This window comes from Paenibacillus sp. cl141a (assembly GCF_900109305.1).
In the GTDB taxonomy this organism is placed as follows: domain Bacteria; phylum Bacillota; class Bacilli; order Paenibacillales; family Paenibacillaceae; genus Paenibacillus_AQ; species Paenibacillus_AQ lautus_A.
This window is the reverse complement of the sequence record NZ_FNZO01000010.1, coordinates 87,169-108,291: the sequence shown is the minus strand read 5'-3', so window position 1 is coordinate 108,291 and position 21,123 is coordinate 87,169. Positions and strand designations below refer to the sequence as shown.

General features: G+C 45.5%; 20 protein-coding genes and 1 pseudogene. 7 read left to right on the top strand and 14 right to left on the bottom strand.

Going from position 1 to position 21,123, the window contains the following annotated elements:
- Nucleotides 1-97: 97 nt before the first annotated feature.
- Nucleotides 98-1,270, top strand: a complete 1,173-nt coding sequence (locus tag BMX45_RS23485; RefSeq protein ID WP_090912315.1) for an MFS transporter — start codon at nt 98-100, stop codon at nt 1,268-1,270.
- A gap of 198 nt (nt 1,271-1,468) precedes the next feature.
- Here the strand turns inward: BMX45_RS23485 and BMX45_RS23480 are convergent, their stop codons facing one another.
- The 9 genes from BMX45_RS23480 to BMX45_RS23440 all read right to left on the bottom strand — a co-directional run bounded on the left by BMX45_RS23480 (nt 1,469) and on the right by BMX45_RS23440 (nt 9,505).
- Nucleotides 1,469-2,629, bottom strand: coding sequence for a cobalamin-independent methionine synthase II family protein (locus tag BMX45_RS23480; RefSeq protein WP_090912313.1), 1,161 nt, complete (start codon nt 2,627-2,629; stop codon nt 1,469-1,471).
- Between the two features lie 75 nt (nt 2,630-2,704).
- A complete protein-coding gene (locus BMX45_RS23475) occupies nt 2,705-3,259 on the bottom strand; it encodes an NAD(P)-dependent oxidoreductase (protein ID WP_090912311.1) in 555 nt (184 codons plus the stop codon).
- A 289-nt stretch (nt 3,260-3,548) separates the two neighbouring features.
- Nucleotides 3,549-4,301, bottom strand: coding sequence for an HAD family hydrolase (locus tag BMX45_RS23470; RefSeq protein ID WP_090912309.1), 753 nt, complete (start codon nt 4,299-4,301; stop codon nt 3,549-3,551).
- 26 nt (nt 4,302-4,327) lie between these two features.
- On the bottom strand, nt 4,328-5,032 hold the full coding sequence (locus BMX45_RS23465) for a PIG-L deacetylase family protein (RefSeq protein WP_090912307.1): 705 nt from the start codon (nt 5,030-5,032) through the stop codon (nt 4,328-4,330).
- Nucleotides 5,033-5,053: 21 nt separating this feature from the next.
- Nucleotides 5,054-5,878, bottom strand: coding sequence for a carbohydrate ABC transporter permease (locus BMX45_RS23460; protein WP_090912305.1), 825 nt, complete (start codon nt 5,876-5,878; stop codon nt 5,054-5,056).
- Nucleotides 5,875-6,759, bottom strand: a complete 885-nt coding sequence (locus BMX45_RS23455) for a carbohydrate ABC transporter permease (protein WP_254778213.1) — start codon at nt 6,757-6,759, stop codon at nt 5,875-5,877. The genes BMX45_RS23460 and BMX45_RS23455 overlap by 4 nt, the downstream gene beginning before the upstream one ends.
- 13 nt (nt 6,760-6,772) lie before the next feature.
- A complete protein-coding gene (locus tag BMX45_RS23450) occupies nt 6,773-8,080 on the bottom strand; it encodes an ABC transporter substrate-binding protein (RefSeq protein WP_090912303.1) in 1,308 nt (435 codons plus the stop codon).
- A gap of 17 nt (nt 8,081-8,097) precedes the next feature.
- A complete protein-coding gene (locus BMX45_RS23445; RefSeq protein WP_368087181.1) occupies nt 8,098-8,298 on the bottom strand; it encodes a TRAP transporter large permease subunit in 201 nt (66 codons plus the stop codon).
- 46 nt (nt 8,299-8,344) lie between these two features.
- The gene (locus BMX45_RS23440) at nt 8,345-9,505 is read right to left on the bottom strand and encodes a mandelate racemase/muconate lactonizing enzyme family protein (protein WP_090912299.1); all 1,161 of its coding nucleotides are present in this window, start codon (nt 9,503-9,505) and stop codon (nt 8,345-8,347) included.
- Nucleotides 9,506-9,678: 173 nt separating this feature from the next.
- Here BMX45_RS23440 and BMX45_RS23435 point away from each other — a divergent pair, with 173 nt between their 5' ends.
- Entirely contained in the window at nt 9,679-10,317 is a 639-nt protein-coding gene (locus BMX45_RS23435; protein ID WP_254778207.1) for a GntR family transcriptional regulator, read from the top strand.
- 87 nt (nt 10,318-10,404) lie between these two features.
- Here BMX45_RS23435 and BMX45_RS23430 read toward each other — a convergent pair whose 3' ends face one another.
- Complete coding sequence (locus BMX45_RS23430; protein ID WP_090912295.1) at nt 10,405-11,460, bottom strand: zinc-dependent alcohol dehydrogenase; 1,056 nt, start codon at nt 11,458-11,460, stop codon at nt 10,405-10,407.
- Nucleotides 11,461-11,620: 160 nt separating this feature from the next.
- Between BMX45_RS23430 and BMX45_RS31975 the strand changes: the two are divergent.
- Nucleotides 11,621-11,774, top strand: a pseudogene (locus BMX45_RS31975) (IS30 family transposase); the annotation flags it as partial.
- Nucleotides 11,775-11,879: 105 nt separating this feature from the next.
- On the opposite strand, the gene BMX45_RS23425 reads toward BMX45_RS31975, so the two are convergent.
- Nucleotides 11,880-12,860, bottom strand: coding sequence for a tRNA dihydrouridine synthase (locus BMX45_RS23425; protein WP_090912293.1), 981 nt, complete (start codon nt 12,858-12,860; stop codon nt 11,880-11,882).
- A gap of 539 nt (nt 12,861-13,399) precedes the next feature.
- Between BMX45_RS23425 and BMX45_RS23420 the strand changes: the two genes are divergently transcribed.
- From BMX45_RS23420 to BMX45_RS23410, 3 genes are read left to right on the top strand one after another with little or no spacing between them, the layout of a single operon-like run.
- The gene (locus BMX45_RS23420) at nt 13,400-14,593 is read left to right on the top strand and encodes an MBOAT family O-acyltransferase (protein WP_090912290.1); all 1,194 of its coding nucleotides are present in this window, start codon (nt 13,400-13,402) and stop codon (nt 14,591-14,593) included.
- 45 nt (nt 14,594-14,638) lie between these two features.
- The gene (locus BMX45_RS23415) at nt 14,639-15,799 is read left to right on the top strand and encodes a hypothetical protein (protein ID WP_090912288.1); all 1,161 of its coding nucleotides are present in this window, start codon (nt 14,639-14,641) and stop codon (nt 15,797-15,799) included.
- Entirely contained in the window at nt 15,780-15,965 is a 186-nt protein-coding gene (locus BMX45_RS23410) for a hypothetical protein (protein ID WP_090912286.1), read from the top strand. The genes BMX45_RS23415 and BMX45_RS23410 overlap by 20 nt, the downstream gene beginning before the upstream one ends.
- Before the next feature lie 162 nt (nt 15,966-16,127).
- Here the strand turns inward: BMX45_RS23410 and BMX45_RS23405 are convergent, their stop codons facing one another.
- Nucleotides 16,128-16,694: an SF0329 family protein gene (locus tag BMX45_RS23405; protein ID WP_090912284.1), complete on the bottom strand. Its 567-nt coding sequence runs from the start codon at nt 16,692-16,694 to the stop codon at nt 16,128-16,130.
- A 415-nt stretch (nt 16,695-17,109) separates the two neighbouring features.
- Here BMX45_RS23405 and BMX45_RS31430 point away from each other — a divergent pair, with 415 nt between their 5' ends.
- On the top strand, nt 17,110-17,868 hold the full coding sequence (locus BMX45_RS31430; protein WP_090912283.1) for a hypothetical protein: 759 nt from the start codon (nt 17,110-17,112) through the stop codon (nt 17,866-17,868).
- 159 nt (nt 17,869-18,027) lie between these two features.
- Here BMX45_RS31430 and BMX45_RS23395 read toward each other — a convergent pair whose 3' ends face one another.
- Both BMX45_RS23395 and rlmD read right to left on the bottom strand, forming a co-directional pair.
- The gene (locus tag BMX45_RS23395; RefSeq protein ID WP_090912281.1) at nt 18,028-19,044 is read right to left on the bottom strand and encodes a carbohydrate-binding protein; all 1,017 of its coding nucleotides are present in this window, start codon (nt 19,042-19,044) and stop codon (nt 18,028-18,030) included.
- A gap of 346 nt (nt 19,045-19,390) precedes the next feature.
- Nucleotides 19,391-20,956 carry a 23S rRNA (uracil(1939)-C(5))-methyltransferase RlmD gene (gene rlmD / locus BMX45_RS23390; protein WP_090912279.1) on the bottom strand — a complete coding sequence of 522 codons (1,566 nt, stop codon included), beginning with the start codon at nt 20,954-20,956 and terminating at the stop codon, nt 19,391-19,393.
- Nucleotides 20,957-21,123: the final 167 nt, after the last annotated feature.

Sequence of the window (21,123 nt, the reverse complement as noted above, 5' to 3'; positions counted from 1 at the left end):
TATATGAGTATATGCTTATATATGCATTAATTTTGATTTATATTTTTATTTCGATATTTTTAAAAACATCGTTTTAAACACATCAGGAGAGTGAATTATGAAGAGCACATGGAAAGTTTACGTCCTAGCCTTGGTCAGCTTTTTAGTTGGAACATCCAATTACATCATTTCCGGGATATTGGACCGGATCGCAGAGACGATGGGAACAAGCGTTGCGGCAGCAGGCCAGCTCATTACGGTTTATTCCCTGGCCTATGCGGTCGGCACGCCTATTTTAATGGCGCTGACGGCCAAAATGGACCGGCGTAAGCTCCTACTTTATTCGCTGGGCCTCTTTATTATCGCAAATCTGCTGACATTTATATTGTCCGGCTTCGGTCTCTTCATTGCCGCTAGAATCATTACGGCGTTAGGCGCAGGGCTGGTCACCGTTAACGCGCTCAGTATCGCCGCCAAAATCGCTCCGCCAGGCAAGCAAGCCGGCGCCATCGCCAACGTCACCATGGGCATTACCGCATCGCTCATCATCGGCGTCCCACTCGGCAGAATGGTAGCCTCGGCTTTTGGCTGGAAAGCGGTATTTCTGGCCATCGCAATTGTCGGGGTCATCGCCATGCTTGTCATTGCTGCGGTTTTTCCACATATGCAGGGCGACAAGCCTGTCCCTTTGATCAAACAATTTGCTTTGTTAAAGAAACCTCAGGTTTTGGTTGCTTTAGCGATTACTTTTTTCTGGTTGGGCGGATATTCCCTTGCCTATACTTACATCTCCCCTTATCTGCTAGAGGTGACTCATTTAAATGAATCATTGATTAGCGCAGCTCTGTTCGTGTTCGGCATTGCCAGTTTGATTGGCTCGAAAGTCGGCGGCTACAGCGCGGATAAACGGGGCATTATATTCACGCTCGTTTCAGGGATGGTGCTTCACGTCATTTCGTTGATTTTGCTATCCTTAGTCGGACAGTCGGTCATTGCCGTATTCGCCATTTTGATCCTCTGGTCTTTTGCCGCCTGGTCATCCGCTCCGGCGCAGCAATTTAACCTGGTCAAGCTTGTTCCTGAATCCTCGGGCGTCATGCTGAGCTTGAACAGTTCCATGATGCAGTTTGCCATGGCTGTCGGCGCAGGAATCGGCGGGCTGATCGTTAACCGTGTTTCTTTGGCATCCATTACCTGGTTCGGGGTATTCGGCGTTCTCATCGCCATCATTGCCGTGTTTGTATTGTCCAGCATGGCATCACGGCATTCGGCGGTGCAGACAGCGGATTAACGGTATGCTAAACATGGAATATTTAATAAAGGACTCTGCTCACTAAGTTGATCTTGGAGGTATGACTCATGCAAAGACCAGAAATGATCGTTTGATCACATTGAACAACTAGGGACCATCCAAAAAAACACGGCGACCTCTCCCCTGATTGAATTCCAGGAAAAGGTCGCCGTTTATATTAATATCTCGTTGTATTGTCTAGCTACCCCAATATTGCTTCGCAAGCTTCTGACCTTGATCGATTTTGGCCCATTGCTCGGCTTCGCTTAGCTCGTTCCCGCCATCGCAGGATGCAAAGCCGCATTGATGCGAGAGCAGCAGGCGATCCTTATCAATGATTTTGGATGCTTCGTCAAGCAGACGGATGACGCGTGCTTCATCATCAAGCGTATTGGTTTTGGAAGACAGCAGGCCCAGAACAATCTCCGTTTCCGGTCTGTCCTTGAAAACCTCCAGTGCTTCAATCGAACCCGCACGATCATCGTCCCACTCCAGGAAGAAGCGATCATATTTCAATTGCTTCAGGAACAGGTTGGCGATTTTCGCATAAGAGCCACCGCCCATGTTGCGGGAATCATAGTTCCCGCGGCAGTTGTGTGTCCACATTTTCAAGCCCAGGCTATGGCCGAAGTCAATCACCGTATTGTTAATATCAATAAATTCGGTAGCGAGACCCTGAACTTCCGCTTGATTAATATGCTCCCCTGTAAACGGAGAGTTCGGGTTGTCGTCTGCAAACAGCTCCCATAAGCAATCATCGAACTGCAGGATTTTGCCGCCTGCCGCAGCGAATTCCGCGACAAATTCCTTATACGCGTTCACAAGGCCAGCTTTGAGCTCCTGTTTGTTCTGATAAACCGCATCCGTGCCGCCAATGTTATCCGACCAGGAAAGTTCACCATAGATATGGGAAGGAGACGGTACGCAAAGCTTCGTTGGCTGGTCGCCAGCCGTTTCTTGCAGCTGTTTGAACAACTTAATAAAATGATGATTCTTTCCGCTCAGTTTGCCAGTAATGCGCAGGCCGATATCTTTGCGCGTTTCATATTTTGAGGTTCCGTCCACATCCCGGAAAAAGTAGCCATGGTCCGCGATATAACGCTGGGCTCCGTCAAAGCCCCATACAAAATCCAGATGCCACATTGATTTGGAGAATTCGCCGTCCGTAACAACCGACAGGTTATGCTCGATTTCCTTTTTCACGACCTGTTTGATCGCCTGGGTCTCGCACTCGGCATACCCTTCGAAGCTATCATAGAACGGATACTGGATATCATCACGATGTTCAATTTGTGTTTTATATTTCAGCAGCTCTTCGGGCCGCAACAAACTTCCTACGATCTGGAACTTATCAGTCATCTACATAACCCCCTCGTTGTATAGCGATATCATATCACGACGAGAGGAGTTATAAGGCATACCAAAATCTCATAACTAGTTATAGCTAAAAGCTATAACAGATCCACCCTCAGGCAAAAAGTCACGTTCTACACGATAATTCTCCATCCGTTCTCCGTCGGATAAATAGGCAGGACAGACAATCGTCCATTCGAGGACTGATTGTTTCAGCATGTCGTATACTTTATGATGTTCTTCCGCTGCACGGGTAGACTTACGCTTGGATTCACTTGCCTGATAACGAAGGATCGCAGGGTTGGTTCGGCTTTGCAAAATTCCCGCCGTTCCAATGGTGACAAGTCGTTTTTTGCCTTCGGTTTTCATTGCTTCCATAATGAGCGGCATACTTTCCGATAAAGTGGATGTTCCATCCGTACTTAATGCACTAACGACCACATCAATCCCATGTATAGAACGCCTGATATCATCTTTATTTAAGGCATTCCCTTGGATCAGTGTTAAGTTTTCACTGGTATATTTCATCTTAGCTGGTGTGCGAACAAGTGCAGTAACATGAAGTCTTTCCATAAGTGCAAGAGCAACCATTTCCAAACCCACTCGACCGGTAGCGCCTAATATTAAGATATTCATTGTAAGATACTCTTCTTCCCGATAGCTCTGGAAATGATCATTTCGAAAACGTGCTCTCTACACCTTTCACGGTTATATCGACTGTATCTTTGGATTTCCTTGGCACAGCCATGAATTGAACGGCTATCATCAACACATTAATTACAATCATCCCCACAATAGCTATGAAGAAGCTCTGCGTAGCATCATGGATCCAGCCAAGAAGGACGGGTCCGGTTGCTCCTCCAATGACGTACCCAACGGATTGAGTCTTATCCTGTGTTATACACGCATGGATCCCACCGAAGAGTCAGTTCTGTTCTACTCTAATATCCATCATGGATTCAATTAAAATGTCTGCCCATTCACCCAGCGATTCCCTGGATCCTTCATGTGTCACCAATCCAACGGCAATACTCCCAGCTGCTTTGGCCATTTTAAGATCTACGATAGAATCACCCACTACAGCAAGCTCTGAAGGTGAAATATTGAACATGCTGCAGCAGCTTTCTACCATATCAGGACTGGGCTTTCCATTTTTCACTTTTTCGGGCGTAATAACAAAATCCAACAGCTCATCAACCTGAAGCAGCTTCATACAGGCATCAGTCCGCATAAAACTATCAGAAGTCAGAATCCCGGTATTTACGCCATGCTGCTTCAAGTTAATGAACACTTCGGGAACACCTGGCTTTTTGCTAAACGCTTCTGCAATGACCATACTCTGATCTGCTTTAGCAAACACCTGCTCTGCCAGCTGCTTACATTGAAACCAAGGCCTGCCGGTTTTTTGATAAATCAGTCCTGCGGCCAAAATGATTTCTTCCGCCATCGTTGCAATGGCTAACGTTCCATTGTAATCAATATCATCAGGATAATGCCTCCAGCCCATAAGTGCATGCCAATCCTGTTCATACCCCGGACCTACAATTTTAGAAAATTCGGAACACCTTAATTGGTCGATATACGCCCAAAAGGGTACGGCATCAAATAGGGTTCCATCTTTATCAAATCCTACTGCTTTCAATTGTACTTGCACGTCGCCAAACCATACGGATTTCATTTCTACACTCCTTCTGAAATAATATTTTAGATCGGCAGCAGGTGAGGCCCTCCACTTACCGGATACATCGGTAAGCTTCTAAACGCCTCGGCGTGCCGAACACCAATGGCCTGCCCCCGCATTGAAGACACCGTGGACATAAACTGCACATAATCCATTCCATACATATGCTCAAGGTAGCTGTCCTGGCTTTTATGGCATTTCAGCATAGCTGCCTTCGTCTCGAACACTTCGGTGATATCGACATATGCTTCAGGTTCAAAACCTATAGCCCCTAAGTTATCCATAATGAATACGTGGGGGATTTTCAACATATGCTTGTGTTCGGTGATGATTAAGGGAACGGTTACTAATATGCGGCAATCCCTTGCGATTTCTCCACATATACGATGATCGGGATGATAATCCTGTTCCCCGTGCACGAACATCACATCAGGATTTGCGCTGCGTATGGCATTAATAAACGCCATCCGCGTCGGTCGATCATGAAATAGAAACTCATCGTCGTATCCCAGCCAAATCAGGTCCGCGCCTATGATAGATGCAGCCTGCTCAGCTTCTTGCTTGCGTATTGCCGCAATCTCTTCACTGCTTAATATTTCCGAGCCCACGTTGCCGTTTGTTGCAATCATAATGGTTACCTTGTTACCCTTTGCTGCATACTTGGCCAGCGTCCCTCCACACAGCAGCTCCACATCATCGGGATGGGCTCCGACAGCTAGTACTCTCATTGCAGATCCCTCCATTTTATTTTAACCTTTGACTGCTCCGCTCGTCATACCTTCAATGATGAATCGTTGCCCGACGAGATAGAGCAGAAACACAGGCAGTGTTGTTAGCAGCACACTGCCGAAGATATAATTCCACTCATAGCGGTAATACCCATAAAATCTATAAATGTTCAACGGCATCGTCCACTTCGCGTTATCATTTAAAAAGAAAAGCACAATTTGAGAATCATTCCAGACATTCATAAAAACCAGGATGCCTGCTGTAACCGTAATGGGCTGCAGCAATGGCATAATCACCAAAAAAAACATCTTGTAAGGGCCACAGCCATCTATAGTAGAGGATTCATCCAATTCCTTAGGCAAGCCTTTCACAAAGCCTACATAAATAAATGTGGCAAAAGGAATCAGGGTACTGGCAAATATCATAGCGACGCCCATTCTAGTATTAATCAGGTCTAGACTTTTCAGCAGTTCAAATGTGGTCACAAGGCTGATCGGTGCCATCATTCCCATAATGAAAAAATAATAGAGAAAGCTAGAGAATGCATCCTTTACCCGCGCAATATAAAAACTAAGCAGGGCAGAGCACATCAAGATAACAAACAAGGATAGAACTGCAATCAACATGCTGTTTACAAACCCTTGAATCACGTATCCCTGTTCAAACACTATTTTATAATTCTGTAAAATGAGAATTTCCGAAGGAACTGAGAGTGTAAATAAGCCAGCCTCTTTTGCATTTTTTAAGGAGGTTAAAAGGACCAGCAAGTATGGAACAAAAATGAATGCACTGAACATCCAAAGGACACCCTCTAGCAACCTTAATGTGAGTTTTTGGCTTTTCATCCCTCAACCTCCTTTTTTCTCAAATACGAAAGGATAGGGAAAGAAAAGATCAAAATGATCACAACCAATATTAAATTAAGCGCGGTACTATAGCCATAAAGCCCTTGTCCCATGTATTTATAAACCATGGTCATAATGACTTCTGAAGAGGTTCCTGGTCCCCCTTGGGTCAAAAAGTAAATCCCTTCAAACATTCGAAAGCCATAAATTAAAGACAATAACACATTGATAGTGACAGCAGGCATTAACAACGGGAGCGTAATATACCTAAATTTGCTCCAGGCAGGAGCCCCATCAATGGTTGCAGCTTCATAATAATCCCTAGAGATATTTTGTATTCCTGCTATATAAATGGCCATTGTAATTCCGGTTGCACGCCAAATTTCCATAACACTTGCGACATGTATTGATAACTTGGGATCACTGATCCAACCTTGAGCAAACCAATCCAGACCTAAAGCTCGAAACATATGATTAACAAAACCTATGTCAGGATTGGTTAGCCCCTGAAAAATTAATCCCACCGCAACAATATTCAAGATGGCCGGAGAGAAATATACGGCTCTTAAAGCATTTCTTGTTAAAAGCGCTGTTGTTAAAAACACAGCTAAAGCAATGGAAACGATGTTTTTCCCTAACGTTGTTGTGATTGAGAATAGGAACGTATTTTTTAAAGCTAATGTAAAATCAGGATTTTGTACCACATCCATGAACTGTTGAACTCCAACAAATTTAACTTCTGTGCTCGAGGCATTCCAATCGGTAAATGAAAAGTAAAAGCCAGATAAGGTGGGGTAAATAAAGAAGATCATGTAAATCACAAGCGCAGGAACTATAAACAAGATGGGATATCGAATGGCACTTTTCGCATTCATTCTCATAGTTTATCTCCTCTTACCATCCTTCTAATTTTTTCCCTTTGGCGATGATGCTTGCTTTTTGGTCCATCTCTTTTAGAAACTGCAGCGGCGTTTTTGAGCCCAGCATCATTTCTTGCATCGCCTTTCTAGCTTCCATCTCTGGCCACGGCTCCATCTTTCCCGCCAACAACATAAAGGCCCTACCTTGATCAATGTAAACCTGCAAATCTTGACTGATCATGTTGTGCTCGGCCTTTACATCAGCAAATACATTGGTTCCTGGAGCCGTACTCATAAACTGTTCTTGCTGCGCCTTGGAGGCGAAAAAGCTAATAAATTCAAGGGCCGCTGCTTTTTGATCAGCCTTTGCATTTACGGATATGCCAACTCCTGCGTACAAGGCCGCTGCACCCGGAGTATCATTGAAAGGTGCTGGTAAAAATCCAACCCTTAAATCGGGGTAATTTGCCAGCATCGGAGGCAGAACAAAATCTCCACAAGGATGCATGGCCACTTTACCGCTGCCAAACCTCTCTTGTGTCATGTCGAAGGAGGTGGACATAAAATCATCATTGGTATATCCCTTTTCTTTTAATTCCACCATTTGCTCCAAGGCTTGTTGGTATTCGGAGACGTCGGCTAGTTTAATCTGATTTGTATTTAGCCCCTCGTAGAAAGCCTGAATTTTGTCCTGCCGTGTTAATTCTACATTGGCAAACAGTTGATGCATTAAATGGGTCGTACCAAACTCACTTCCATTGGCTAATTGAATATTAATCGGAATATACCCTGCTTTTTTTAACGTTTCGCAAATGTCTAAAAATTGCTCCCAGGTAGTCGGCAGCTCAGTGATGCCTACCTCCTCGAAAATATCTTTATTGTACATCAGCCCAAATCCGCCTGGATTTGTAATGGGAAGGCCTGTGATCTGTCCGTCGTTCCAAGTAATCATTTGTTTTCCGCCGGGAGACAGCCTGGTTACCCATTCCTCTGAGGACAAGTCTGTGAACCACGTCCTGGGATTTGCAAATTGCGCCATGGCGATATCGTCCGTAACAAAGAGGTCCGGACCGTCATCCGACATCATCTTGGTTTTCAAAATATTATTGTATTCTGTGGATGGAAAGGATTGAATCTCCACCTTGTTACCGGTCGCTGCTTCGTAATTTTCAATCACCTTTTTTAACCGGTCGCTTAGATTCTCCGTTGTGACCATAAAATCCAATATTACTTCTTGTGATGCATCCCTGTGGTCATTACTTTGATTCGAACAGGCGGCGCTGAGTAACAGCAGCATGATAATCCATAATTTAAAACCTCTTTTCCCTCTAAAAATTCCCATGATCTCACGCCCCTTTTTTATATTGAAAAATAATGGCCAATCCAAAGGGATAAATCCGGTATGAATACAATAAGTAATAAGGCTAATACCGTAACAAAAAAGAAAGGTATGACCGCTATTGATAACGCTTTCATGGAAATTCCGGATATACCCGAACCTACAAATAAATTAACTCCCACTGGAGGTGTAATGAAACCTATAGCCAAATTAACAACCATCAAACTCGGCATACTACTTAATTTCCACCCTTCATTCTGTTTCAATTTATAGGATCATGCCGATTCTAGGTTGATAATCCGAGCCGGATTCACTATCGTAGAAAACCATTTCTCTAATTTCCTCTTTATCTAAGCCGTTGAAGTTTTCAGCCAGCTCAATTCCAAGTCCAGGCGCATCCGTGAGTTTCACGCGTCCTTGTTGAAAATTGATAGGTTGCTTAAGCACATCTGAGCTGTACCATTCGTAATGCGTATCTGCTGCAAACGGGAAGTTTCTGGATGAAGCAATGAGATGGGCATTGGCCATCGTGGCAACTCCAGTTTCTGCCCAAGAGCCGGTTACACACCAGATACCGTATGTATCTGCCAATTCTACGATTTGCTTTGCTTTCAACAATCCGCCCGCCTCAGAAGGATAAACCGTAAATGCAGCGACTGCTCTTTTCTCAATCAATTTAAGTGCGCTTTCAAAGGTTGTACAGGATTCATCTGCTGTAATCGGCACGGATACCGACCGACTAACTTCAGCTAATCCGTCAATATCATAGTAAGGTGTTGGCTGCTCTACGAGCTGCAGGTCATATTTCTCCATTTTATTAATCGCTTGGATGGCTGTTTTTACGCTCCAAATTTGATTAGCATCTACACGCAGCTTTATGTTAGGGCCAACCGCTGCCCTGATTTCTTTTATTCTTTCCACGTCATAATCGACTTCACGGCCCACTTTGATTTTGATTTCGTCATAACCCTTCGCCACAATTTCCTCAGCCTCTTTGGCATTGATTAACGGATCATCAATGAACAGATATCCTGCAAATCTAGTTTCCTGTTTGTATAAACCGCCAAGCAAATTATAAAGTGGTGTGTTTAACATTTTACTTTTCAGATCCAATAAGGCTATGTCGATACCTGCCAGCGCATAATAACCCATCTGAGACCAGTTAAGAATATACTCTTCTAATTGGTGCAAGATCAACTCGGTCTGCATGGGGTCCTTGCCAATTAAAAACGGCTTGAATTCCTTCTCAACCACAGTTTGGATCGTAGGGATGGTTGGCCCCACGCATTCCCCGATGCCTACCAGGCCTTCATCGGTTTTCAATTGAATCATCAGAGCTGGAGCATTTCGTCTTGTTCCACCTGACCACTTAGCAGGCTTTTTAAATGGAATAAGAACCGGGGTTGTTAATACATCGATAATTTTCATACCTTCACCACCATAAGTAATGTTATTGTGTTACTTCGATCTCAGTATAGCATCGTCGAAATTTTATTGTCAACAATATTGTTAACAATAAAATTATCAATTTTGTTGACTGGAGACAGGGATTAAATGTATTATAATTTTAGTAAAACAGTAAATGGAGGCTAATATGACTGATGACTGATTTTCGTTTTAGCGTAAAAAAAACCGATACATTACGAAACCAAGTGTTTAAAGATATCAAGCGAGCGATTATATATGGAAAGATTAAGCCGGGAACGCGTTTGCGTGAAATTGATTTATCCAAGGAAATGGGGCTTAGCCGAGGTCCAATCCGTGAAGCTATTCTACTCCTGGAACGAGACGGTTTACTAGTAACTCAAACGCATAGGGAAACCGTCGTTGCGGATGTCGAGGATGAAGAGGTTACCGCTTTACTTAACCCATTACGCATTTTGTTGGAAACCTACGCCTTAAAGAAAATATACCTTCAATTGACGGACGAAGATTATATGAGACTGGGAGCCATTCTATCCGAGCTTGAAGCTGGATGCGAAAAGAACCAATTGGAAACAGTAATAGAGAAAGACCTCCAATTTCATGAATATTTGATCCATGCAACCAAAGAGCCCTACCTCATGGCTATATGGTCAGGCGTATCGTCGCGCATTATTTTCCACTTTATGACAAATGGCCGCAAACATCAGGAGGATAATTTCACTAAGTTAATTGAAGAGCATCGCTCACTGCTAGAAGCCATTAAATCCAGATCCTGGTCAGACATCGAAGCAGAATTGCAGCGCCATATTTATTAAGTGAAGCCCTCCCGCCCTGCACATGAACAAAAACAGTTCCTGGTATTATCCATGAACTGTTTTTTGTTTAGTCCATACTTGCACTTTTTAATTCTTGATGTTAGAAAAGCAGTCACTGTGCCCAATCCTCCAATCGATGACCGCTTTCTTGCCTTCCCATTGCTGCAGCAAACCCGGCACTTCTTCAGGTTTAACTATTTTTTCAATCAAAGGTTCGAGGACAATATCGCCCTGCTTAACACATTGAATGGCTTTGGGCCAAATCGAAGGGGAGTTGGTTTTCCCATAGATCGTAAGGTTTTTAAAAATAACTTCCCGATGAGGAAAATAGTCTGTAGAGGCATCTTTTAAACCATAAAATATAATTCTGCCACCCGTTTTAGCATAGGTTACGGTATGCTTTACCGTTTCTGACGTCCCCACCGCGTCAATCACCAGGTCAAAGCCATTGTGTTCTTTAACTACAGCGTTCGAAGCCAGATCCTTCATTTGTTCAATGAAGTAAAAGTTCTTAACCCCTATACTGCTAAACAGACTTATTCTCTCGAGTTGTTTCATGACCATTGAAATGGTTCCTGCACCTTTTAACTTAACAATCTGCGCAAAATAGAAGGCTGCCGGTCCATCGCCAAAAATAAGAACATCATCCCCGGGATATACATTCGCCGCTTCCACGACGCCAAAAGGGCAGGTCATGGGTTCGAAAATCGCCGCTGAAAGATCCGTGATTTCATCAGGAATTCGATGCACGCATCGACCGGGCACTTTAACGAATTCAGCCCAGCCCCCATTCTCATTAATCCCTATTTCACGATATACATAACAGTATTCAGGCCGATTAGCGTGGCAAGCTGGGCACTCCTGGCAAGGGATCGCTGGATCCACTACAACCCGGTCACCTGCTTTTAGGTTTTGGATTAAGCCTCCTACACTTGCAATGCTGCCCGTAATCTCATGGCCGAGAATATAGGGGGGAGGTGTCGGAAAGGTTCCCGTTACGATTTCTTTATCTGTCGCGCACATTCCCGTGTAACTAACACGGATTAGGACTTCATGGGCCTCTATCTCAGGAACCGGAACTTCACGAAGGCTGAGGACACCCTTACCTTCCCATATTAGCGCTTTCATTTTCGGTAATTTCATACGTTACCCCACCTTTATTAAAGCTGCTGGCCCATTTTGAAATCTGTATGAGCTTCCTAGGTTGTATTAATAAATACCTATCCTCCTTTTCATTTCTAATTAAATTAAAGTATAAATTCCACTTTTTTCATTGTCAACAATATTGTTAACAATTTTACTGAATGGTCTTCTCCGGGAGTTCTTCCCTAAAGGGTACGATTTCGCTTCCGTTACCGATGAAGAACTGGCTAACCCCGTCCGGCTGACCTTGCAAATGCCTCGGATGGGGCTCGGCTCACGAAGCTTTCATGGAAGAGGTGTCGCACTTAGCTTGACAATCCGTCAAAAGAAAAAAACACAGCCAAATCGGCCATGTTTTCCAAAAATATTATTTGTTCTCCTAAAGCGCTGGTGTTCTCCAGCCTGTCCATTTAATTTCCCTATCCATCTGCCTCATCAGAATGCTTGCTTCCAAATTCATCGAGCAGCGCCCTTACTTCACTTGTCGACTTTGCGTTCATTAAGTGATTTCGGAGTTCGCTTGCCCCTCGGAATCCACGGACATAGATTTTGAAGAAGCGGACAAGTGCGCTGAAGGAGCGCCGCATCTGTGCCGAATATTGATCATGGAGATCCAGATGCAGCCGCAGCAGACCAAGCAATTCCTCACTGCTATGATCCTTCGGCTCCTTCTCGAAAGCAAATGGATTATGAAAAATCCCGCGCCCAATCATAATGCCATCCACACCGTATTGTTCAGCGAGCTTCATGCCGGTCTGACGGTCAGGAATATCCCCGTTAATGGTCAGCAGTGTATCGGGCGCCACCTCATCACGAAGCTTCTTAATCTCCGGAATCAGTTCCCAATGCGCGTCGACTTTGCTCATTTCCTCTCTTGTCCGCAGATGAATCGACAGATTCACAATGTCTTGCTTCAAAATATGGGTTAGCCAGCCGCGCCATTCGTCTACAGCTGTGAAACCGAGCCTTGTTTTTACACTGACGGGCAATCCCCCGGCTTTGGCCGCCTGGATAATGTCCGCTGCAATGTCGGGACGGCAGATCAGCCCGCTTCCCTTCCCATTCTCGGCTACATTCGCTACAGGACAGCCCATATTAATATCGATGCCTTTAAACCCTTCTTTCGCCATGCCGATACTCATCTGACGAAAGTATTCCGGCTTATCTCCCCAGATATGGGCGACCATCGGCTGTTCATCCTCTGTAAAAGTCAAACGTCCGCGCACACTGTGGTTCCCATCCGGGTGACAATAGCTCTCTGTATTCGCAAACTCCGTAAAAAACACATCCGGTCTGGCTGCTTCACTTACGACATGGCGAAACACAACATCCGTCACATCTTCCATGGGCGCCAGTATAAAGAAAGGCCGCGGTAAATCACGCCAAAAATTGTCTTTCATATTAAAAACTCCTCTATACATACCAGGACAAATCTTTATCCCGAAATAGTAAATACACCTGTTCATGTCCTTGCTTTTTCTTCACTTATAGCATGTTTAAGCAGCTTAATCAAACGGCAGTTTATGTTATATCGTAGACACTTCAATGACTATATCATAATCCAGAGAGGAGCATACTCCCCATAGATTTGAAAAAAGGAGGGGCGATCGCTAGAACAAGGGCCTTAAATTTAGTCCGCTTCCGTTGGCAACGAACTAAAAAGTCGTCCCGCACTAATTATTAGGGTTCGATTGCCATGCCCGCTCCCCCTCCATGATGCTTTAGAACGGCCAGTTGCAACTTTGGTAGAATGATGATCGTCTATTCTATGTGCTTCCCCTCAGGGGCATGAACTTGAATCGGTTTCGGATTCGATAACCCCTTAAAAAAAATATATTCATAAAATTCCCATACGTTTCAACTGATGGATACTGTAATATGGATAAGTGCTTTAAGAGATAAGTATTTTTGACAACTCGGATGGTGGATACGGAAAATTATGATGTATACGGATTGGTTTTATTGGCTGTTCGTGTTCGTGGCTGCCGTCACGTATCACCTCATGCCGCATCGTCTCAGACCCTGGGTGCTCTTTGCCTCAGGCGTCGCATTTTACTACAATTATGCAGGTGCTTACCTGTTCCTGTTGCTTGGGGAAGTAGTCATTGCCATTGTTGTCGCGAAAGCCGCGGCGAAATGGAGAAAGCGATGGATTTACCCCGCTGGTATCCTTACTGCCATTCTCGTGCTTGGTTATTTCAAGTATACCAACATGATGCTGGATACGTTAAATGAGTTATTTGCTTTTGTTCATCAGCCCTTCTTGCCTAAGGCAGAGCAGATTGTGCTCCCGCTCGGCATTTCCTACTTTACGTTCGAGCTGATTCATTACTTGGTTGAACGCAAACGCGGAACGCTGCCGGAGCATCGGCCGGAAGGTCTGTTGTCATTCATTTTCTTCTTCCCGTCGATGGTGGCGGGCCCAATTAAACAATTTCAGATGTTTCATCCGCAGCTAACATCGAGATTTCACGTGGACCACATGCTGATCGGAGTCGCCCGAATCGGGTGCGGCCTTTTCAAAAAGCTCGTCCTCGCCGGATCCATGGATATGCTGGCGCAGCCCGTCTACTCGGCGTCCGGCATAGCTGAGGCAGATACCGCCAGACTCTGGATTTCGCTTGTCGCCTATACGTTCGTCATCTATTTTGATTTTTCTGGCTATTCAGACATTGCCATCGGGACAGCTCGCTTGTTCGGCATTGTCATCCCGGAGAACTTCCGCTTCCCTTATTTGGCACGCAGCATAGCCGAGTTCTGGAACCGTTGGCACATTTCGCTCGGTTCATGGCTGACCCGCTATGTGTATTTTCCCCTCGGGGGAAGCCGTGTTCCTGCTCCCCGGGTCTATTTCAATCTGATGGCGACGATGACTGTCTCCGGCCTCTGGCACGGAGCCGCCTGGAATTTCGTCATTTGGGGCATGTTCCATGGCGTGATGCTGTGCATTCATCGCTATTATGTGAAGCAGATAAAGCCTGCATTAAAGCCTGTTCCGAAATGGCTGAAGCCGGTAACGGTCACTGTCGCGATGTTAATCACATTCTTCGGTGTAACGATCAGCCGCGTATTTTTCATATTGCCGATCACAGACGGAGGGGATTTAATGCTCCGGCTGCTTGGTATGCGATAAGTTACCGATTCTCGAATATGGATGGAAATGGAAGTGTAAGATATATTGCGTAAATTAGTTTTGAATAAAAGCGTGTCCGTCATGCTGATCTCCTTTGCCTTGGTCGGGTTGCTTGGATTGAGCATTGAAGCCGATCAAGTGGTCGATCAAATGAGGCAAGAAGTCGTGACGCATGCGGAAAAAGAGCTTCGCGTTCCGACATACGATGCCATTGTCTTTACGCCGTTATGGGTCGAATACTTGAAGGAGCATCCGGATGACGGCACAAAGGTGATCGGCATGTTCGGGCCCTCCACGGTCTTCGGCACGACCGTAAAAAAGGGGGAGAACACCTCGGCCGGCGTCCTTCAGGCTCATTTGAAAGACAGCCGCGTGATCAACCTTGGGATTTCCGGCGGAAGATTTACGGAGACTTACGCCCTGCTCGCCTCGATGATTGACGAGATTGATTTTGTCGTCTATGAGATCAATTATGGGATCGTCGTCGTCTCGGATAATGATCCGAACGTTGTCGTCTATCCATCGCTGGTGGAGAAGCTGGGTCAACCTATCCCTCGAAGCTGGCTGGTTGATTTCCTGGACAAAAACCGCGAATCGCTCCCAAGCAACGCCCACAATTGGGTGACGTCCCGTTTCCTGAATAAGTGGACTCTCTATCATGATCGCGATGCGATCAGCTACCGTCTGTTCATGACTCGTACGCCGATGGAGAAAATCCGCCAGGAAGTCCAAAAGAACGAAAATGAAAGAAAAGGGATAGAAGAAAGCTATACGCCGATGTATACCGCTTATGACAAAATGAATGACGCTCAACAGGAAGGCATCGACAAGCACTATGCAGAGCTTTATCGGTGGAGTAAGCCTTTTGATCAAGATCACAGCTTCGGGTTGTTCATGATTGAAAAAACGCTTGAACTGCTGCAGGAGCATCATAAGAAAGCCATGTTCTATTCGGCTCCGCTGGATAAAGAGCATATTGCCAACAAGAAGCTTTTCAATTGGAGCGAATATACCGAAGCGATGGGCGCTTATCAGAAGTTGGTAGAGTCGAGAGGATACCCCTATATCGAATTTAATCAAGAGGAGAACAATACAATCCCGCATGAATATTATCGCGACTCGGCCCATCTTATCGACAAAGGGAATAACATGTTTGGCGAAATCTTGTATATGAGGATGAAAGATTATGGAATTACAGCCCCATAGCACCACACCGGCCGAAACGAAAGCCCGCAGCCTCACTCATCATGTCGGAAGGGCACTGATCATGGTGGGAGTGGCACTTGGCGGAGCCATCGTCCTGATCGCCATCGTACTTGGTATTTTGTTCTTTTCCGGAGAAACGCAGGAATTTATTTATATGAACTTCTAATGTACATGAAAGCGGCATGCAATGACTGACTTCCTGTCCTGCATGCCGTTTTGCAATTCATCGTAACGATTGGAACGAAGACGCGATTGCCGCGCATCCCCATTCTCGTCCCCAACCACCCTATCCTTAAGAAACAAACGGCGTACACATTAATTATGCTCATCACGCACTGCGCCGCAGTTCATAAAAATATTGCACAATTGGATGCTTTAGCTTCATCCTGTCTGCCATGTTTACAATCCGCTTTTTGCCAACTCGTCTGTCTACCAAAGCTAGAATATTCAATAAGATATCATCGCTCGCTATGCTTTCTTCTATAGAAGTAGATAAGAACTTATTCGCTGTAGCTACAAAATTGGATTTACTTAATGCAGCCTGTGCTGACAAAAGCTCCTTTGCGAGGACCGATACTTTTCTATTTCTTGCAATTACGTTGAGACGATCCTCGGGAACGGTCCCTTTGGTTTCCTTTCTGACGGCTTCCAATTCATCGTCGCTGATCGGAATTTGGATATGGGGATCATTCTTAATTTCCAGCTCCGTCTGATACCACCTTATGGAGCTGGTTTTATCACTCATATGGAGTACGTTCTTTTTATCTACCGAAATATAACAAAGTCCTGCTTTATCAGGTAAATAACGATAACCGGTTGCGCGATATTCAACTCGTCCAACTAATGCAGGACTGAGAAAGCTCTCCAGCTGTTGCTTCAATTTGCTCCAGGACATGGTTCCTCCTATGTTCTCAAACCCTGAGGGGCGCGGGATCAATCTGCACATCTTATTCAGTATGAATAAACCCCTGCCAAAAAACAACCCATAACATGTCCCACATATTGAATGGAATAGCTGCTTCTAGGTTCGTTTAGCCAGCTCATCAAGGCTTCCTTATCTGCATTTCCCCTTATGTCCGCACCGTTTTTTTCCAAATCATGCAACAACAAAGACCATGAATCGTATACAATGATAGTATATTAGAACCATGATACATATAGTGGATAGTACCGTATGACTACATGGAATGGCAGGGTTGAGATTGTTAAGTATGACGGACCTCAATGAACGCAAGATTTCCTTTCTGATCCGGTTTTGAAGGCAGCTTAGTTTCATATGATACGAATATTCATGAAAAGGAGTACTATGAATGGAAGATTATTTACCTTATAAATCAAAATATTCCAAGTTCGACCGTGTCATTTTAACACTCGCCTTCACATTATATCCCGTCGGTCTCTTGATGACATTGTTCCGCGTACTTACGACTCATGTTCATCACGCTCGCAAGGGAAGAAATCATCGACTGATTGGATGGCTTTGGGTTTATACTTATATTTTGATCATGGGATTATTTATTTTAGCTTTTGACTTTAACAACCCTGAGGATGTTCAACTTTTTTGGGATTCTGCCTGGCTATATGGAATAATACTTCTAATTCCGGCTATCGTTTTTTTCATATTGGGCAGCCGGGCAGATAGCAAATTCAGCCTATTATTGCAACAGTATTACCACCTTGTGATGAACAGAAGGATCAGAGAAATGGATCATATCGCCGTAGCGACGAAACAATCTCCCAGTCACGTCATTCGAGACTTGGATTTTATGATCACAGAGCACATGCTGCCCTTCGGCCGAATCATAAATGGCATCCTCGAACTTGAGCCCGAAGGGTATCATGAAGCATACGATGCTGATTATGATGAAGAATATGTTGACGAATATGGTGATGAGGAATATGAAGACGACGAATACGACGATGTGGAATATGAAGACGAATACGATGAAAGCGAGGATCGGGGGCGCGAACCTAGATCCATGGAATGCCCGAGCTGCGGAGCCAGGATCATCGTGTATGCTAACGATGAGAAGGAATGCGACTATTGCGGTAACGTGATTAGCGCGTAAACTCAAGATACCAATCGCAACCACATAAAGTACCTGCTCAAAGGATGAGCAGGTACTTTTTAAATAGGGTCTGCTTGGTAATTCGTGCCCTTTTCAAATTATTAAGCCGCATCCACTCAACAAGAAAATCCTTTCACGTCTCATATTTAATGTAACACCTTAATTCTTACCGCCATAGCCCTTATAAGTAGCGTAAACGGCATCTGCATATTGATCTGCCAGAATCGGACGGCCATAAGAATCCGTAGCTCCCGGATACCAGTTATCTCCACCGTTGTAGTGTAATAATCCTTTGTAGATATTTCCAAACTTCGTAATCTTCTCATTTAAAATTAACGCGCCTAGATATACCTGATCTTGTTCACTGCTATGATTATATGCACGGCCAAATTTTGAGCTGAATTGAGATAAATACGCATTGCGGGTGTTTGGTTCTACCTGCATCAATCCGTCGCCGGCCGATGGACTACCTGGTAAACCTGCTCCAAAGCTGCTTTCCTTTTTGATAACAGCACTTAGCAATAAAGCAAAATCTCCGCCTTTCCCATAGGCATTGTCCGCATTCATGACATATGTCCATATATGGCTTGGAACCTCGGCAGGCTTTGTTACTGTAGGAGGTGGTGAGCCCGTATAAATCTTGACCGATGACATTTTGTCATTGATCGTGTTGCCAACCCAGGAAGAATCTGAAGTAAAGGTCCACTTGGTTCCTCCAAAATTATCATTCTCATATACTTCAACCGTCCAACCGCTTGGAACCTTAAGAGACGACATCCAGTCATTCGGAATTCCGTTTGCGTTCAACTGAGACAGTGTATAATTGCCTATCCCGAGTGTCACTGCTTTTCCTCCATAGTTTATATCTGCATAGAATGTTACTCCGTTCGTTGTCGGTGGTGTGGTTGGTGGCGTAGTTCCGCCGCTACCGCCTTTCTGCCATAAAGCAGGAACATTGGACGGTTCCCAACCTACGAGAGAAGTATGTGCCTGAAGACAGGTATAAGTGCTTCCACTATAGGTTACTGTGTCATTTACTGCATAGGCCGTATTTGGAGCCCATGCCCCTCTAGCTGCTGCATTTACTGACGGTAAGGCTGCGCAAAATGTGGATAGAAATACGGCTAAAACTACCAACAGTGATAAGCGCTTAAAAGAAAACCTTTTATCAGTCATTTTCAAACCTCCTTGTTTCTTTATTTATCTGTAGCGCTCCCATGAGACATGCCACAGATTTTTACTGTACTATTATCTTACTTTATTTACATTTTTTAAATTAATTCCATAATTTTTTAATCAGATTATTACAGGAGGAGGATACGAAGATCGGGACCAAAAAGGTAATTAAAGTCGTGCTAAAAACAGAAGAAGACTATGGAAAATGAAGGGGGAAGGATTCAATAAAAAAACCGAGGAAAAACAGGAGTGGATACCTGAATTTCGCCCGGTTTTGTAACACAACTTTAGGCTTTAACACGACTTTATTTATAGGCTTTGAGATGACTTTAATTGCGTTCTACACCTAACGCACTAACAGTGCGCAACTCTCCACATGCACCGTATGCGGAAACATATCCACCGGCGTAACCTCCACCGTACTGTATCCTCCATCTTCGAGTATCCTTAAATCTCTCGCCAGCGTGGAAGGATTACAACTCACATACACAACCCGCTCCGGTTTCATCTCAAGAATCGTCTCTAGCAGGCGCGGATCGCACCCTTTACGCGGTGGATCGACCACGATGACATCCGCCTCGATGCCCTGCTCTTTCCAGCGTGGAATCACATCTTCGGACGCGCCGACTTCAAACTCTACATGCTTCATACCATTGAGTTCCGCATTCGCACGCGCATCCTCGATCGCTTCCTTCACGATCTCGACCCCATATACCTTCTTGGCATGCTGTGCCAAGAACAGGGATATCGTCCCGATGCCGCAATACGCATCGATCACGATCTCTTCCCCGGTTAATCCGGCATACTCCACTGTCTTCCCGTACAGCACTTCGGTCTGAGCCGGGTTCACCTGGTAGAAGGAACGCGCGGAAATCGCGAATTTCACATCACCGATATAGTCATGGATGACTTCACGACCCCATAACACTCGAGTCACATCGCCAAAAATGACGTTCGTTTTGCGTGTATTCACGTTCTGACAAACGCTTACCACGGCAGGGAGCTCCTCACGGATCGCCGCGATCCACTCGTTCACTCGTGGAATGCGCTCACCATTAGTAACGAGCACAATCATCATCTCCCGGGTAGCAAAACCGATCTTCACCACCACATGGCGAAGCAGGCCCTGACCTGTCTCTTCATTGTACGCGGTGATGCCTAGTTTCCGCCCGATGGCTTTAACGCGGCTGACGACCTCGTCGTTCTGCTCATGCTGGATGAGGCAAGTCTCCATATCCACGATCCGATGGCTGCCGCGGGCGTAGAAGCCGCCGACTAGGCCGCCTTCCGTTACGCCGATGGGCACCTGGGACTTGTTGCGGTAGCGCCAAGGCTCACTCATACCGAGTGTCGGACGCACAAGGATCCCCTCTTGATCTGAATCAACGCCGGACACGGCAGGATTCGCCCCATTGGTTTTAATATTCTCAATGTCCCCTCCACCATCTGTGCCACTCCGCTCACTGCCCGCACGCGTCTCTCCAGCACCTGTAGCCTCTCTCACAACCCGCAGCTTCCCGATCCGCTCCAGGTTGTCCACCACCATCTGGCGCTTCCACTCCAGCTGCCCGGCGTAACTCATATGCTGCAGCTGACAGCCGCCGCATTGGTCGTAGATCGGGCACGGGGCCGCGATGCGGTTCGGGCTCTGCTCGACCAGCTCCAGCAGCTTGGCGTAGCCATACTGCTTCTTGGTCTTGAGCACCTTCACCCGGGCCTTCTCGCCCGGCAGGGCGCCCTGAACGAACAGGGTGTAGCCGTCCGCACGGCCGACCCCTTCCCCGTCATGGTTCATTCCTATAATATCGATCACGACCTCATCGTTCTTCGCCACCGGCAGGTCCAGGAGGGCCGCCGAAGCCGCCGGCTTGCCGCTGCGGCGCGTGTCGCTTCCCTTGCGGTTCTTCTTCATGATGTGCTGTTCACTTCTTTCCGTTCAACTTGTCCCTTACCACTCTATATTCCCATTCGGCATCCCATCCATAATAGAAGTTGTTCAAAAAGCTCGCTTTTGATAAGAAAACCTTTATCGAGGCCACTTCATGGATGAGCGACCGCGATGCATAGGTAGGTTTTCTT